At 47.2% G+C, this 14965-nt stretch carries 13 protein-coding genes; 7 read left to right on the top strand and 6 right to left on the bottom strand.

Translation table 11 applies throughout. The annotated features are described in order from the left end of the window. Positions 1–6 precede the first annotated feature (6 nt). The gene (locus DFP83_RS07825) at positions 7–1323 is read left to right on the top strand and encodes an MFS transporter (RefSeq protein ID WP_110574553.1); all 1317 of its coding nucleotides are present in this window, start codon (positions 7–9) and stop codon (positions 1321–1323) included. A 30-nt stretch (positions 1324–1353) separates the two neighbouring features. On the opposite strand, the gene DFP83_RS07830 is transcribed toward DFP83_RS07825, so the two are convergent. After that, a complete protein-coding gene (locus DFP83_RS07830; RefSeq protein ID WP_110574555.1) occupies positions 1354–1551 on the bottom strand; it encodes a DUF3185 family protein in 198 nt (65 codons plus the stop codon). 175 nt (positions 1552–1726) lie between these two features. Between DFP83_RS07830 and DFP83_RS07835 the strand changes: the two genes are divergently transcribed. Next, complete coding sequence (locus DFP83_RS07835) at positions 1727–4192, top strand: TonB-dependent receptor plug domain-containing protein (RefSeq protein WP_110574557.1); 2466 nt, start codon at positions 1727–1729, stop codon at positions 4190–4192. A gap of 53 nt (positions 4193–4245) precedes the next feature. On the opposite strand, the gene DFP83_RS07840 is transcribed toward DFP83_RS07835, so the two are convergent. Further along, a complete protein-coding gene (locus DFP83_RS07840; RefSeq protein ID WP_110574559.1) occupies positions 4246–4722 on the bottom strand; it encodes a Dps family protein in 477 nt (158 codons plus the stop codon). 58 nt (positions 4723–4780) lie between these two features. Next, on the bottom strand, positions 4781–5710 hold the full coding sequence (trhO, locus tag DFP83_RS07845) for an oxygen-dependent tRNA uridine(34) hydroxylase TrhO (RefSeq protein ID WP_110574561.1): 930 nt from the start codon (positions 5708–5710) through the stop codon (positions 4781–4783). Between the two features lie 98 nt (positions 5711–5808). On the opposite strand from trhO, the gene DFP83_RS07850 reads away from it, so the two are divergent. Beyond that, entirely contained in the window at positions 5809–6534 is a 726-nt protein-coding gene (locus tag DFP83_RS07850) for a sulfite exporter TauE/SafE family protein (protein ID WP_110574563.1), read from the top strand. On the opposite strand, the gene DFP83_RS07855 is transcribed toward DFP83_RS07850, so the two are convergent. Together DFP83_RS07855 and DFP83_RS07860 are read right to left on the bottom strand one after the other, a co-directional pair. Further along, entirely contained in the window at positions 6499–7533 is a 1035-nt protein-coding gene (locus DFP83_RS07855; protein ID WP_110574565.1) for a CNNM domain-containing protein, read from the bottom strand. The two genes, DFP83_RS07850 and DFP83_RS07855, sit on opposite strands and share 36 nt — an antisense overlap. 10 nt (positions 7534–7543) lie before the next feature. Then, positions 7544–8161, bottom strand: a complete 618-nt coding sequence (locus tag DFP83_RS07860) for a YqaA family protein (RefSeq protein ID WP_110574567.1) — start codon at positions 8159–8161, stop codon at positions 7544–7546. Between the two features lie 131 nt (positions 8162–8292). Here DFP83_RS07860 and hemH point away from each other — a divergent pair, with 131 nt between their 5' ends. The 3 genes from hemH to DFP83_RS07875 are packed head-to-tail and all read left to right on the top strand — an operon-like array spanning position 8293 to position 10377. Further along, positions 8293–9390, top strand: coding sequence for a ferrochelatase (gene hemH / locus DFP83_RS07865; RefSeq protein ID WP_110574568.1), 1098 nt, complete (start codon positions 8293–8295; stop codon positions 9388–9390). A 7-nt stretch (positions 9391–9397) separates the two neighbouring features. Then, the gene (locus DFP83_RS07870; protein ID WP_110574570.1) at positions 9398–9901 is read left to right on the top strand and encodes a retropepsin-like aspartic protease family protein; all 504 of its coding nucleotides are present in this window, start codon (positions 9398–9400) and stop codon (positions 9899–9901) included. An 8-nt stretch (positions 9902–9909) separates the two neighbouring features. Further along, complete coding sequence (locus tag DFP83_RS07875) at positions 9910–10377, top strand: hypothetical protein (RefSeq protein WP_110574572.1); 468 nt, start codon at positions 9910–9912, stop codon at positions 10375–10377. On the opposite strand, the gene DFP83_RS07880 is transcribed toward DFP83_RS07875, so the two are convergent. Then, positions 10370–13030: an EAL domain-containing protein gene (locus DFP83_RS07880; RefSeq protein ID WP_110574574.1), complete on the bottom strand. Its 2661-nt coding sequence runs from the start codon at positions 13028–13030 to the stop codon at positions 10370–10372. The two genes, DFP83_RS07875 and DFP83_RS07880, sit on opposite strands and share 8 nt — an antisense overlap. A gap of 198 nt (positions 13031–13228) precedes the next feature. Here DFP83_RS07880 and DFP83_RS07885 point away from each other — a divergent pair, with 198 nt between their 5' ends. Next, positions 13229–14935, top strand: a complete 1707-nt coding sequence (locus DFP83_RS07885; protein WP_110574576.1) for a M1 family metallopeptidase — start codon at positions 13229–13231, stop codon at positions 14933–14935. The last annotated feature ends 30 nt before the right edge of the window (positions 14936–14965 follow it).

The following is a 14965-nucleotide window of genomic DNA, read 5'->3' on the forward strand; positions in this document are numbered from 1 at the left end:
AAAATAATGGCAGACAAGCAATTGATGAATCGTGTCTACGGTTACCTTGCCGAGGACGAAGACGCACGAGTATGTAAAGATATCCCAGACAATGCATGTAATGAGCAGCCTCGCTCATTTGTGTTGATGCTTATTTCGTTAATGTTTACCAAGCTTGGCGATTCATTGGTCAGTGCACGGCTTGTCTTAGCATGGATGCTCAGTGCTCTAGGCGCACCGCCAGTATTTATCAGTGCATTGGTGCCGATCCGAGAGTCGTTGGCACTGCTACCACAACTGTTTGTTGCGCAAAAGCTCCGCGAACAACCTGTCCGTAAGTGGTTTTGGGTGGCGGGTAGTGTTGGCCAAGCTGTTTCACTTGCCTTAATGCTGGTTGCCGTGGCGACGCTCGACGGCAGTGCGCTGGGTTGGACAGTCATTTTATTCTTAATTACTTTTTCACTGTCGCGCGGAATATGCTCGGTCGCCAACAAAGACGTGACGGGAAAAACTATCTCTAAAACACGGCGCGGAAGACTCTCAGGTGTTGCTGCCTCGGCAGCGGGTTTACTGACCCTGGTAACGGCAGTCGTGATTGTCATGTTCCCAGATGTTGAGGGTGAACGTAGCCTCTTTCTCGTTCTACTGGGTGGTGGCGTTGTGCTGTGGTCGCTTGCTGCTATTACCTACGCTGGTATCCCTGAAGTCGCTGGTGCCACTGAGGGAGGCGGTAACGCAATCAGCGAAGCGCTAAAATCCTTGTCTTTGCTGTGGCGCAATAGCCTATTTGGGCACTTTGTCATTACCCGCGCATCACTCGTCGCAGCGGCATTTGCTATCCCATATATCGTTGTCTTGATTCAGCGTGAGGGCGGTGCCGGTTACACGAGCTTGGGTAGTTTACTGTTGGCCAGTGGACTCGCGGGTCTATTAGCCGGTCGATTCTGGGGACGTTGGTCTGATTCGGCGAGCCATCATGTGATGGCAGCGGCTTCGGTGATGTCCACCCTTGTCATGCTGTTGGCTTTGGCATTGTTTTATTGGTTTCCTGAAGCGCTCAGTTCAATTTGGGCCGCAGGTGGGCTGATGTTTTTATCGGCAGTAGCACACCATGGCGCACGTGTCGGGCGCAAAACTTATCTTGTTGATATGGCAAACCAAGACAATCGAGCGCAGTTGACTGCCGTCTCGAACACCGTGATGGGTGTCATCTTACTCGCCGGAATTCTACTGGGCTGGCTGGATGCCGCCTTTGGCGTGTCAGCTGTATTATGGTTGCTCGTGAGTATCGGTGTGCTGGCAACCGTTTCGTCATTGTCGCTGAAAAATGTGTCTGGCGCTTAGCCAGACACATCACGGGTACTAAAAACCCTGTTACTTACCCTTGAATACCGCGTATAGGCCGATAATCACGGCGACAACGCCGCCGATCAAATACCACATGGTGTTATCGGTGGGTTCGTTGGTGACCATTTGTGAAGCTTCTGAAGCCAGTGACTGAGATGCCTCGTACGAAAAATACAATAAAATTGCTCCGACCACTAAAAGAATAATACCTACGATTTTGTTCATGTTGTTCCACCTAACTTGTTGTTTTGTAATTAAAATAACGAAAACTCATTTATAACCATAGCAGTTATTTTTCAATTTGACGTCACTATTACGTCAAATGTCATATATATATTCTTCCGTAATATAAGTAAACACTGTAAATGAACAATTACAAAATGGTGAAGGAAGAGCGAGCATGAAAGATAAAATAATTAAATTGAGTGTGGTCGCGCTTGCCGTCTCAGCAGTTTGCAGTGCCTCACCGGCTTTGGCACAACAACAACAAGCTGAAGAAGCGCCAGAAGATATTGAGCGTATTGTGACGTTAGGTTCGCGTGTTAATGGACGCACAGCCACCGAATCGGCGTCTCCTGTTGATATTATCTCAAGCGAGCAGCTTGCGGAAACAGGAGCGTCAGAACTCGGTAAGGCGATCCAAATGAGCGCACCCTCGTTTAACTTTTCTTCCACCACCATTTCAGATGGTTCGGATATCATTCGACCCGCAACATTACGCGGTCTAGGTCCGGATCAAGTACTTGTGCTCGTCAACGGTAAACGCCGTCATCAACAGGCATTGGTTAACGTGCAAGAGACCATTGGCAAGGGCTCCGCTGGTTACGATATTAATGCTATTCCTATTACCGCAGTGGAGCGTGTTGAGATCTTGCGCGATGGCGCCGCTGCGCAGTATGGCTCTGATGCAATCGCGGGTGTTATTAATATCACGCTAAAGTCCAGCGACGGTGGCAGTGTTAATGCGGAAATCGGGCAAACCTATGAAGGCGATGGTGAAGTTAATCAAGTTGGCTTGAACCTAGGCACCACCAGTGACAAAGGTCACTTTAACGTTACGCTCGAGTATCGAGACCGTGGCATGACCAATCGTGCCGCGCCAGCGACACTCGAAGCGACCGGCGGTCAACTCATTGGTGACTGGTGGGATCGCAATGGCGATCCGGTGGTGCGTCTGCATGTGGGTGATGCCGATTCAGAAAACTATTATGCGTGGTTTAACTCGGCTTACACTCTCTCTAGTACGACTGAGCTTTATGCGTTTGGCGGTATTTCATCGCGTGATGGCGGTTCAGCGGGCTTTTTCCGTGGGCGCGGTCACCCAAGAACAATCGAAACACTTTATCCCGATGGGTTTTTACCGCAACTTAAAACCGAGGCAGATGATCAATCGCTGGCGGTTGGCGTGCGAGGCGACTTACCCAATGCGTGGTTATGGGACGCCAGTATCGTTTATGGCAAGAATGAGTTTGGTTTTAACTCAGCCAATTCGGCTAACGTAAGTTGGTATTACGAGCCTGCTCCGGGCGGCGGAATTTACGCAGAAACGCCGACAGAGGCATTTGACGGTGAATTGGTGTTTGACCAAACCACATTTAATCTTGATTTTAACGGTACTGTTGATTTAAACAACGAACTGCTCTATCTCGCGTTAGGTGTTGAGTTTAGAACGGACGGTTATGAGATCAATGCAGGTGACCCCGTGTCGTGGGCATACGGTCGCACCAATGATCCATCAGTCACTATTCTGACACCTTCGGGTGACCCAGCAGAGGCGGGTATTCAGGGCTTCCCTGGCTTCAGTCCAGGTCAAGAAGTGGATGCAACTCGAGATAGCTATGGCGCGTACGTGGATGCTGAGTACTACGTGACACCCGACTGGTTGTTAGCTGGTGCGTTGCGATATGAAGACTACGATATTGCTGGAGATAACATCTCGGGAAAAATCTCCACGCGCTATGATATTACCAGTGACTTTTCTGTGCGCGGTACCTTAGCGACCGGCTTTAGGGCGCCTGGTGTGCAACAGATTTATTACTCGCAAGTGCTCACTAATATTGTCAACGGTACCCTGGTGCAGACGGGGACTGTATCCAATGACGACGATGTCGCGCGTCAGTTTGGTATCAATCGACTTGAAGAGGAAACCTCAGAGAGCGCGAGTATCGGTATCATTAAACGTTGGCGAAACGGCCTCGATCTGACGGTCGACTTGTATCAGATCAACATTGACGACCGCATTGTGATCTCTGAACCCTTGACCGCCGATGTTGGTGCGGAGTTTGCCGCTATCCTCGAGAACAATAACCTCGGTGCGGCTCAGTTTTTCACGAACTCTGTGGATACCAAAACTCAAGGGTTGGATATCATTGCCTCATATCCGACTGAAGTGCTCAGCGGTGATCTGGTATTAACCACCGCACTGAGCTTTGTTAATACGGACGTTGAACAGGTCAATTCGGTATCTTCGCTGATCTCGGCAGAGCAGATCTTCAATGATACGCAGGTGCTGCGTATTGAGGAGGGCCAGCCGAGCGAGAAGGCGTCAATTATGGCGGATTGGGAGCGAGACCGTTGGAGTGTGAATGTGGCATTTAACTACTTTGGTGCGGTCGAAGGTCAAGCGTTTACGGGTATAAAGCACAAGTGGGATGGTAAGTGGCTCACCGATTTGTCGGTCGGCTATGATCTCACCGATGATTTCAAAGTGGTCGTGGGTGCGAATAACTTGTTCGATACCTATCCCGACGAGTGGGGGAGCGCGGGCGTGCCTTTCTCTCAAGCTGGCTTTAAGTATGGCTGGGAGACTTTACCCTTTGGGATCAATGGTGGTTATTACTACGTAAAAGCGAAGTACAGTTTCTAATCGTTTATAAAAAAAGCCCACCGTATGGTGGGCTTTCAGTTTTATACTACGAATTAGTCGTTTAAATATGAGGTTAGCATCCACGCTGTTTTCTCTTGCTCGCGGATATAATCACTCATTAACGCTGAGGTTCCCTCATCGCTTGCTTCATTGGCCAAATCTTGAATTTCGCGTTGTAAGCGAATTGTCGTTTGATAGCTATCAAGGATGTTGGCAACACACGCGCGACCATCATGAACATCTTTGACTTCTTCGATGTCACTGGTTCTGATGTAAGTCGAGTAAGCATGCATCGGACGTTGGCCCAAGGTTAAAATACGCTCTGCGATTTCATCAATTTTCAACAACAAATCGTCGTATGTCTCTTCAAATTTTGCGTGCAATTCAAAAAAGCGCTCACCTTTGATATTCCAGTGAAAACCGCGCACGTTCATGTAGAAAATTTGATAGTTTGACAACAACTCGTTGAGTTTATCGGCTAACTGTTCAGCTTTCTTCTCATCTAAACCAATGACTTTTAATTGCTTCATGACTTACCTCCAGTAAATACGATGCTGTTGAACTGATACGAATCTAGCGCAATTACGATCAGTTTTGTAGTGTGGCATCGCGTTTGCCATCGCGAATATGTTCTTCACCGCGTTGCTTGGCTAACTGGATTTGTCGTTCGCGTTCAGCATACCGCGCTTTCTGTTCGTCAGTGGTTTTGTTGTAGCAATGCGGACAACTGACACCCTTCACGTAATGTTCAGACTGCTTTTCTTGCTCTGTGATAGGCATTCGGCAGGCATAGCATTGGTCATACTCACCTTGCTCTAGACCATGCTTGACTGTGACGCGCTGGTCGAACACAAAGCATTCACCGTCCCATAAACTGGTCTCTTCGGGTACCATTTCTAAGTATTTGAGGATGCCACCCTTTAAATGATAGACCTCATCGAACCCCTGTTCTTTTAAATACGCTGTCGACTTTTCGCAGCGAATACCACCGGTACAAAACATGGCTACTTTTTTGTGCTTACTAGGATCTAGGTGTTGCTTAACGTATTCAGGAAACTCGCGGAACGTTTCTGTTTTTGGATTTACCGAACCTTTGAAGGTGCCAACGGCGTACTCGTATTCGTTACGCGTATCAATCAGAAGCACTTCAGGGTCAGAAATAAGGTCGTTCCACTGTTCAGGTTCAACATAAGTGCCTACGGTGTTCTTTGGATCGACCCAGTCGACACCCATGGTGACAATTTCACTTTTTAGTTTCACCTTAGTGCGGTAGAAAGCTTGTTCATCGCTGGGTGACTCTTTATGCTCAATACCAGCGAGGCGCTCATCAGCGTTGATATGAGCTAATACATTGTCGATGCCTTCGCGTGTGCCGCAGATAGTCCCATTAATGCCCTCACGAGCGAGCAAAAGGGTACCTTTGACATCGTTTTTTAACATGACTTGATAAAGTGGTTCGCGTAGGGCTTCATAATCGTTGAGTTCAACAAATTTATATAAAGCTGCACAAATATACATAGTTACTTCCTTTTTCAGCAGGTCGGATCGCAAATCCGGAGCGTTAAAATCGGGCGGATTATAACCAAATTAGTGCGGTGTGTGTAGGGGAGAATGGATTGGGCGTTGATAACATTTGGTTTGCTTTACTGATTGCTCTTTCGTTTTTGACTTCGTTGCTGAGTGCCGTTGCGGGTGCAGGTGGCGGGGCCGTGTTGATTGCCGTATTAGCATCGGTGCTGCCGTCCCATGCGATTATTCCGGTACACGGCTTTGTGCAAATGGGATCGAATGTCGGGCGATCGGTTCTGACATGGCGTCATATCGATTGGCCGACGGTGTTTTGGTTCGTCCCCTTTGGCTTAGCTGGCACATTAGTTGGCAGTTTGGTGCTGCTTCAGTTGCCCCAACACTGGTTGCAGTTGAGTATTGCGAGCTTCTTGCTTTTTCTAACCTGGGGACCGGCACTGCCTAAGCTGGTATTGGGGCGTATAGGTCTCGCTCTGGGTGCGGTGTTATGTGGCTTTATCTCGTTGTTTGTGGGGGCTTCAGGACCTGTTGTGGCAAGCTTTATTAAAGCACGCTTTGATCAGCGACATACCGTCGTGGCGACATTTGCTGCAGTCATGACCATGCAACATGCACCTAAAGCGATTGTGTTCAGTGCGCAAGGATTTGTGTTTGAGCAATGGTGGTTATTGATTATTTGCATGATCATTGCTGGCTTGCTGGGGACTCTAATTGGTTTGCGCTGGTTGAAGACGATCTCCAACCAGCATTTTGACCGCTTATTTAAATGGGTGATTACGTTACTCGCCCTGCGTTTGCTTTGGACTGCTTTTTAAACGTTTATCCCACCGTTGTCTGGCGTAACGACGTAGGCTCGCAATGTTGTCGGTTTCATCCATGATGGGTGTACCTAGGATAGTTTCGATAATATCCTCTAAGGTAATCAGACCCAACCAACTGCCGTGCTCGTCGTACACTAAGCACATGTGCTGGCGCTCTTGTAGTAAGTGCGCCATTAATGCCTCGACACTGACCGTCTCGGTAACAATTTCAACAGGACGGGTGAGTTCGGCCAAGGTGGTATCTGGGTCTGCCTCGAGCGCATCGCTGCGGAATAAGATACCATGGGGCTCTTCTTCAGCATCAATGACTGGGAACCTAGAAAAAGGGAGTTGCTTAGTGTGCTTGTAGAACTCGCTAATGGTCATATCAGGACGCACTGTCTCGCATACGGTGCGTGGAGTCATGACCTGTTTTACACGAATATCGTGTAAATCTAATATATTCCAAATCACCCGACGCTCGTCTTCATCTAATGCTTGCTGTTCAAGGCCCATCGTCGCCATGGCTTTGATTTCTGAGCGAACATCAATATCTGCCTCATTCGCACCAATTCGTTTAGTAATTTGATCAGAGAGCCAAATAAACGGCTTGAGGCTGCCAATTAGGAAGTTCAGGATACCTGGTAAAAGTGGCGCTAATGAGCGCCAAAACTTGGCGCCAATGGTTTTTGGAATAATCTCCGACAACACCAAGATGAGCAGGGTCATCACTGCGCTGGCGGCGCCGAGGTAGCCATCACCAAATACAACACCTACTTGCGCGCCGACCCCGGCTGCACCCGCGGTATGAGCGATTGTGTTAAGCGTAAGAATTGCTGCAAGAGGGCGATCAATCGTTTGTTTGAGTTTAGAAAGTTGCTTGTGCAACTTTGGGTGTTCTTCTTTTAGGCCAGCGATGTAGCTAGGCGTAATAGAGAGTAGGGACGCCTCTAGCATTGAGCATACAAAGGATATACCAATAGCAACAAAAGCAAATACAATCAGCAAAAACATGGATGAATACCTATACGAGTTGAACGCCGATAATAACCATTGCGGCGATAAGTACAACCCCCCAGCCGAGCTTAACTGCATGTTTTTGCCACCACTCCTGCGCGTATGGGCCTAACCACAGCGCGAGAACTGCAAGGCCGTAGTAACGAATCCCCCGAGAAAGGCCTGAGGCAATCATAAACATGACAAACGAGTAATCGACTGCGCCTGCTGCGAGCATTGCAGTTTGGAACGGAACAGGTGTAACACCGACAAGAAAAACAGCCCAGAACCCTTGGCTATCGAGTGTATTTTTAAACTGTTCAAACGAGCTTTCTAACCCCAAGTAACTAATCGCCCAAGCGCCGGCGGTATCCATAAACACCTGCCCAACAAAATAGCCGACTGTTGCGCCTGTCAAACATCCTGCCAACGCAACGGATGCGATCAACCAGATGCGCTTGCGCTCCATTAACATGTAAGGCACGAGTATCAGTTCAAGAGGGATCGGTATGATGGTGGCTTCTAGCGCCGAGAAAAAGAATAGCAGTATTAATGCATGAGGAGAGTCGACGAGCTTTTGAAACCATTTGTTCGCCTTTTTATCATTCGGTTTGACTTGCTGCTCAGGCATGTGTTCGTTGGCCACTTAAGATATCCCTTTTTACTCGATTAGCTTAATCGTATCGTTATACTGCTTAAATTGGAATTTAGTGGATCGTAAAGTCGAAAAATTTCGTAAACTAAGCCTAGAATAAAGTTAATAAGGTGTTCCTCTTAATGAATTATCGCGGTAATACAGCATTTTCGCATCAGCAAGCAGATAAAGTCGGTGTATTGTTGACCAACCTCGGTACGCCGGATGCGCCGACTAAGGCAGCTTTAAAGCCTTATCTAAAAGAGTTCTTATCGGATCCGCGCGTCGTTGAGTTCCCACGTTGGCTATGGAAAATTATTCTGAATGGCATCATTTTGAATGTCAGACCTAAACGATCAGCCGAGGCTTATTCAACGGTATGGACTGATCGTGGCTCGCCTTTGCTCTATCATACCGAGGATCAAGCCGCTGCTGTGCAACAGGCGCTGACACAGGATTTCGGTGAGCATGTCGTGGTCGATTACGCGATGCGCTACGGTAAACCGTCAATACAGGCAGCGCTGGACAGAATGATGCGTGCGGGTGTACGCAAATTGCTCGTGCTTCCGCTTTATCCGCAGTATTCGGCTTCGACGGTAGGCTCAACCTTTGATGCAATTGCCAATGATTTCACGCAGCGCCGCTGGTTGCCTGAATTTCGATTCATTTCGCACTACCATGACTACGACCCTTTTATTACTGCGTTGGTTAATAAAATAGAGCGTCACTGGGCGTCACACGGTCGCGCCGACAAATTAATATTTTCTTATCACGGTGTGCCGTTGCGCTACCTCAAAAACGCTGACCCCTACCACTGTGAGTGCTACAAAACGACGCGCTTAGTTGCCGAGCGTTTAGGCTTATCCGAGAATGAATACATGACAACGTTTCAATCGCGTTTTGGTCGTGAAGAATGGTTAAAGCCATACACCGATGAGACGTTAAAAGCGTTGCCTAAGCAATCAGTGAAGTCGGTTCAGGTGGTATGTCCTGGTTTCTCATCCGATTGTTTAGAAACGATTGAAGAAATTGGTGAAGAGAATCGCGAGTACTTCATGGAAAGTGGTGGTGAGCGTTACGAGTATATCAGTGCACTGAATGCCGATGAGGAACATATCTCAGCGCTGGTTAGCCTCATTAAAGATAACCTCAGCGGCTGGACGATACCTCAACAACAAGCTGAAGCGCTCGCGACACGACAGCGCGAAGCTGATAAGGTACAGCGAAACACGGCGAATTGAGTCAAGCATGAGTAGCACTCAAGGTTTTGGTAAAACATTTAGCTTTATAGCGTGGGGCCTCGCACTCGCGCTCCTTGTTTGGTTTTTTCAAGATAAACTCGAACAGCAGTTCAATCCTAACCAAGAGGTCATGTCGCAGCGGGTTGGTGATCAGACGGTCGTCGAGCTCACGCAGAACCGAATGGGGCACTATGTCGTTGATGGCGAAATTAACGGGCAACGTGTCACGTTTCTTTTAGATACTGGCGCAACTCTGGTAGCGATTCCTCAACAAGTGGCCGATCGACTGGGTTTAGTGAGGGGGCGCCAGGGTATCTCAGCGACCGCCAATGGTCGAGTTATTACCTATCGGACACACCTGAATAGCTTAACCCTGGGTGGAATTACACTGAATAACGTGGATGCATCAATTACGCCCGGTTTAGAGGAAGATGTGATCTTGCTCGGCATGAGTGCGTTAAAGCAAATGGAGCTGATACAAAAGGGTGACACCCTAACTATCAAATATTGAGAGGATTTATGAAACATGTAATCGCAATGGGTATGGTTGTACTGATGTCGACCCTAGCTTCTTCGTCGCTGATGGCACAGCAGTCCTATCGCGACTGTGCGGTCATCAATGACGATCAAGAGCGACTGATGTGTTATGACCGATTGAATGAACAGGACAAGAAACCCGTTCCCGCAACGAAGATGAAAGAGAAAGTTGAGCGTGAGCGTAAGGGTAACTCGGATTTCGGTTTAGAACATAAGCAATTGAAAAAAGATGAGCGTATGTCGGTGACCATTACTGCGCGTGATGAGGATGCATACGGTAAGTGGATACTCACTTTTGATAACGGCCAAGTGTGGAAACAAGAAGGTTCAGATAGCTACTTTCCGTGGCAAGAGGGTGCCAACTACTTTGTTGAGCGTGGCATGTTTAACTCGTTTTACTTGGCTCGCGAAGGTGTTAACAAACGCTTGAAAATAGAGCGTATTAAGTAGTTTCTTGCTCAATCACTTCAATTAACTGCTCAAGGGGCATGGGGCGATAATAGTAAAAGCCCTGCGCCGCTTGGCAGCTTCGTTTAGCAAAATACTCAGCTTCTTCTGCTCGCTCAATACCTTCAACAGTAATTGATTTATTCATTCCTAGCGCCATAGAAATTACCGCCTCGGTCACCGGGTGTGAGGCACTGTCAGTAAGGACACGGCGCGTAAAGCTACGATCAATTTTGATGATATCAGCGGGTAAGTCATTTAAATATGAAAGCGATGAGTAGCCTGTTCCAAAGTCATCTATTGCGATTTTGCAACCAAGCGTTCGCAGTTCGGCTAACTGTTTAAAGGCTGATTTTGCGTCGTCGACGATCATCGTTTCGGTCAGCTCAAACTGCAATTTGCCAAAGGGTATCTTGTATTGCTGGGCAAGCTCTGTTACTTGGTTGATAAGGTGACCGCTCTGAAGTTGTTTTGGCGATAGGTTAATCGACAAAACAAAGTTGGGATGAGCGATATATTGAGCTATTTCACTGATCGCCTTTTCTAATATGAGCGCCGACAACGGCATGATTTGACCGGTATGCTCAGCAAGTGGAATAAATACATCAGGAGGCACCCAGTTTCCTTCATTGTCTCGCCAACGAGCAAGCGCCTCGACGCCAATAATTTGTTCGCTTTTTAAATCCACGAAAGGTTGGTAAAAGACCTCTAATCGGCGGTTCTCAATTGCGACTTGAAGTTGGTTCCGTAAGGTTAAATCTGACTGATATTTTAATCCCATGGCTTGGGTAAAGAATGCATATGCGTTGCCGCCGAACTCTTTTGCTTTCGTCATCGCGACATCTGCATTTTGAATAAACGCCTCTGCCGAGGTGACATGTAGTTCCCGCGAAGCAATACCAATGCTGGCTGTTAAATAGAGATCGATGTTCTCAATCTCGAACTTCTTCTGTAGTGATTCGAGCAGCTCGTGGGCAACGCGACGTGATGTAGCCGCATCGGACTCTGGAAGAAATAGAATAAACTCATCACTACTAAAACGTGATAATAACGCTGATGAAGGGATTGTGTTAGATAAACGGCTCGCGACGTGTTTAAGTAACTCATTACCAGTATGTAACCCCAAACTGTCGTTGATCGGTTTAAAGCCATCTAAATCAATAAACAATATGTGGGCGTCGGACGAATGCGCTAACAACCATTGGTTGATATGTCGCTCTAATACATCACGACGCATGAGTTGAGTAACTGAATCAAAGTTAGCCATTTGAATCAGTTGTCCTTGTTGCTCCGTGAGTTTGCGATTGCTTTCAATAGACTCCAACAACAAAAAGGCCAAAAGAATACCCGCGATTAAGATGGTCTGGTTTACACGTGCGGCTTGCCAAAATACCGTTGGATCGGAGATAACAGCGTGCAGTGTAATAGGTTGACCTAAAACCGATGAGGATGCTGACACCTTAAAGGCGTGCTGGCCGTTCAGCTCGCTTAATGAGATGACATCAAATGATTCACTGCTGATCGGCAGTAGATAATCCTCTGATAATTCGACATAACTATCAAAAATATCTAAGTAAGGAATGCGCTCTACTCGCATTAAATCCTTTATGTCCAAAACCACGATCAACTGATTAAAGTCGCCCATTGCGTTGGTAATTGGATAGCTCAAGATCAACCGCGGCACACCTTGTTTGAGTGAATAAGCCGAGATAACTCGACTCACTTGTGTGACGTTATTAGCGCGCCATTGTTTGATGGATGGCTGGTTGATTATCTCTTCGTCAATGTTTGAGAGGTTGGTTGGGCTATGGACCAAGTTTTGATCATGACTATAAATCCCCATCCACTGAATCAGCGAAAAATCACGGGTGTAGTCTTCTGTGTCGATGCCGATAATTTGCGCTACGGAGCTGGGAGGTAACTCGCTCCAACGCCGATAAAGCCGTGTAAGAGCTTCAAATTGCGATTTAAGACGTTGGCTAATCACATCAGCAGACTGTGTTAGGTTAACCTCACCGCGACTACGAATTTCACTAATATCGGTATTGGACTGAGCAAACCAAATGCCGATCGTCGCACTCAAAGCAAAAATAAGGCATGCGACTGATAGCTTAGAGCGGTTTTGCGCTGCTTGATTAAAACAGTAAAAGACCATGCCTAAACCGGTTAATAGACCGACGATGGTGGCTGCCGAAAACGCAATGGGGTTTTGTATCAGGGGTGACGTCGGCAAACCGAGCCAAGTGATACCAAAGCTAACGATTGAAACGAGTATAAAAATACTGCCAACGGCTTTCCACACGATGCGATTTATATGGTTCTGGCCCGTCGCAAGAAACACTGCCGCAAGTAAAAAGCAGCATGATGGTAGAAACAGTGGTAATTGCAGGTCGGTTGCATTAAGGGCGAATAGGCCAGTGCATAGCAATCCCAGTCCAGCTAGCCGAGTCAACCAAAAGCGATGTGTTTGTTGACCAATGAGTGCGGCACCGATACACAAAGCGGCGGCACTGAGTGAGAGACTCGCCGAGTTGATGCGTGCTGATGGTTCTAAAAAGAGGTAGTTAAAAAAGCCAAATAAGCCGAACAGCAAGCATGAAAAAGCGGCCGTTTGTACGACTGAGGTTGACGCGTGTTTGAGTAATGCCTTTAGCAAAGCGAATCTCTCTTATCGTTCAGCTTTTTTACTTTTTAATCCAAAACAGCAAGTTAACAGATTATCGCATGCAGAACAGAAATTTTTGATCTTTGCTATTTATTTTCTGTCAGTACCGTATTTTGAGCGACTAATGAACTATCTGTCCTCTACCATACAGGCTAATGTATAGCTATTAAAACAATAAATAGGTCGATTATGGTTACCAAATATTTCACAGCCGCGTGCTCGTTGGGATTACTCGGCGTGCTAACCCTTTCAGGTTGTTCGTCTTCTACTCAAGCGCCATCAACATTAGCCCAAACACTCGAAACGGGTGGCGCATTAAAGCCGTTGCAAAAGCACGTCGAGTTAGAACGCGCGGACTTGTTTTTTGATATTCATCCAGACTCGAAATCAGTTACCGGTGAGACCACACTGACATTATCATTAAGTCAGCCGCAACAGCGCTTACTTCTTGATTTAGATAATAATTATGACATCACCTCGCTTGCTGTTGCAGGCACGAGGGTCAACAGTTTTGAGCACACAAAAGGCGAAATACGTATTCCGCTACCCGACGATATAAAGGTAGAACAGTCATTCAACGTGACTATTGCTTACACGGGTCAACCTCATGTTGCCGAGCGAGCGCCTTGGGATGGCGGATATGTGTGGTCAGAAACTGATTCCGGTGAACCTTGGATTGCGACTGCCGTGCAAGGGGAAGGCTGCGATTTAATTTGGCCTTGCCTTGATCACCCGCAATTTGAACCACAACAAACAGATATTCGCATTCGGGTACCAAAGGGTCTTGTGGCGGCGAGCAACGGGCGTTTAATTAACACCACCGAGGGAAGCACGTGGAGTGAGTATCATTGGCGCAGCGAGCAGTCGCAAAACAACTATGGTATCGCACTAAATATTGGACCCTACGACAAACTAGAAGCGACCTATGAGAGTCGCTATGGCCATGAATACCCTCTGGTGTTTTATTACTTACGAGGTCAGAAAGAGCAGGCTGAGCGTCTGTTTGCTGAGTTCCCGAAGCAGCTTGAGTTTTACGAACGTGTTATCGGTCCTTACCCCTTCTATGCCGAAAAAATGGGTGTGGTACAAACCCCTCATTTAGGTATGGAGCATCAAACGATTAATGCGTATGGGCAAGACTACAAGCCGGGTAAATATGACTTTGACTGGTTATTACAACACGAGCTGGCGCACGAGTGGTTTGGTAATCAAATCACCAATACGGATTGGGATCATATGTGGCTTCACGAGGGTTTTGGCACTTACATGCAACCGCTCTATGGCCAATACCTCCATGGCGATGCACTGTATAACACGATGATGTACGACCAACGTATTGGTATTAGAAATGAGCATCCGATTGTTTCGAATCAACCGATGGCCGAAGACGATGTTTACAAAGCTGACCGAGGGCCAGGCAGTGATATTTATCAAAAGGGTGCTTGGATTCTACATACATTACGCCACCTTATAGGTGATGAGGCGTTCTTTGCCGCAACGCGAAAACTCGTTTACGGAACAACGAACCCAGAGCCTGGCAATTTCAAACCCCACTTTGCCGATACTCAATACTTTATCGACGCGGTCAATGCCGAAGTCGGTGAAGACATGACGTGGTTTTTTGAACACTATGTGTACCAGGCTGAATTACCGGAACTTGTGTCGGAGCGTGATGGTGATCAACTTACGCTATACTTTAAGTCTGCGGCGAACGCGCCATTTAGTATGCCTGTTGAGGTGCGTGTAGGGGATGGGTTGAAAACCATTGAGGTGTCAAAGACGCCCAATACAGTGAAACTTGAATCCTCAGATGCTCACGTTGTGTTGGATCCCCATGCAAAAATCTTGCGACAGCGCGACTATGTGGATGAATATTCAGCGTTCGAGGATCAATAAGCGATCCAAAATACCATGGAAAGGTTACTT

This window comes from Idiomarina fontislapidosi, assembly GCF_003226255.1.
Taxonomy (GTDB): Bacteria; Pseudomonadota; Gammaproteobacteria; order Enterobacterales; family Alteromonadaceae; genus Idiomarina; species Idiomarina fontislapidosi.

Excerpts from the sequence above, each read along its gene's own strand:
- DFP83_RS07825 (WP_110574553.1), top strand. The coding sequence starts at position 7 with ATGGCAGACAAGCAATTGATGAATCGTGTCTACGGTTACCTTGCCGAG.
- DFP83_RS07830 (WP_110574555.1), bottom strand. The coding sequence starts at position 1,551 with ATGAACAAAATCGTAGGTATTATTCTTTTAGTGGTCGGAGCAATTTTA.
- DFP83_RS07835 (WP_110574557.1), top strand. The coding sequence starts at position 1,727 with ATGAAAGATAAAATAATTAAATTGAGTGTGGTCGCGCTTGCCGTCTCA.
- DFP83_RS07840 (WP_110574559.1), bottom strand. The coding sequence starts at position 4,722 with ATGAAGCAATTAAAAGTCATTGGTTTAGATGAGAAGAAAGCTGAACAG.
- trhO (WP_110574561.1), bottom strand. The coding sequence starts at position 5,710 with ATGTATATTTGTGCAGCTTTATATAAATTTGTTGAACTCAACGATTAT.
- DFP83_RS07855 (WP_110574565.1), bottom strand. The coding sequence starts at position 7,533 with ATGTTTTTGCTGATTGTATTTGCTTTTGTTGCTATTGGTATATCCTTT.
- hemH (WP_110574568.1), top strand. The coding sequence starts at position 8,293 with ATGAATTATCGCGGTAATACAGCATTTTCGCATCAGCAAGCAGATAAA.
- DFP83_RS07870 (WP_110574570.1), top strand. The coding sequence starts at position 9,398 with ATGAGTAGCACTCAAGGTTTTGGTAAAACATTTAGCTTTATAGCGTGG.
- DFP83_RS07875 (WP_110574572.1), top strand. The coding sequence starts at position 9,910 with ATGAAACATGTAATCGCAATGGGTATGGTTGTACTGATGTCGACCCTA.
- DFP83_RS07885 (WP_110574576.1), top strand. The coding sequence starts at position 13,229 with ATGGTTACCAAATATTTCACAGCCGCGTGCTCGTTGGGATTACTCGGC.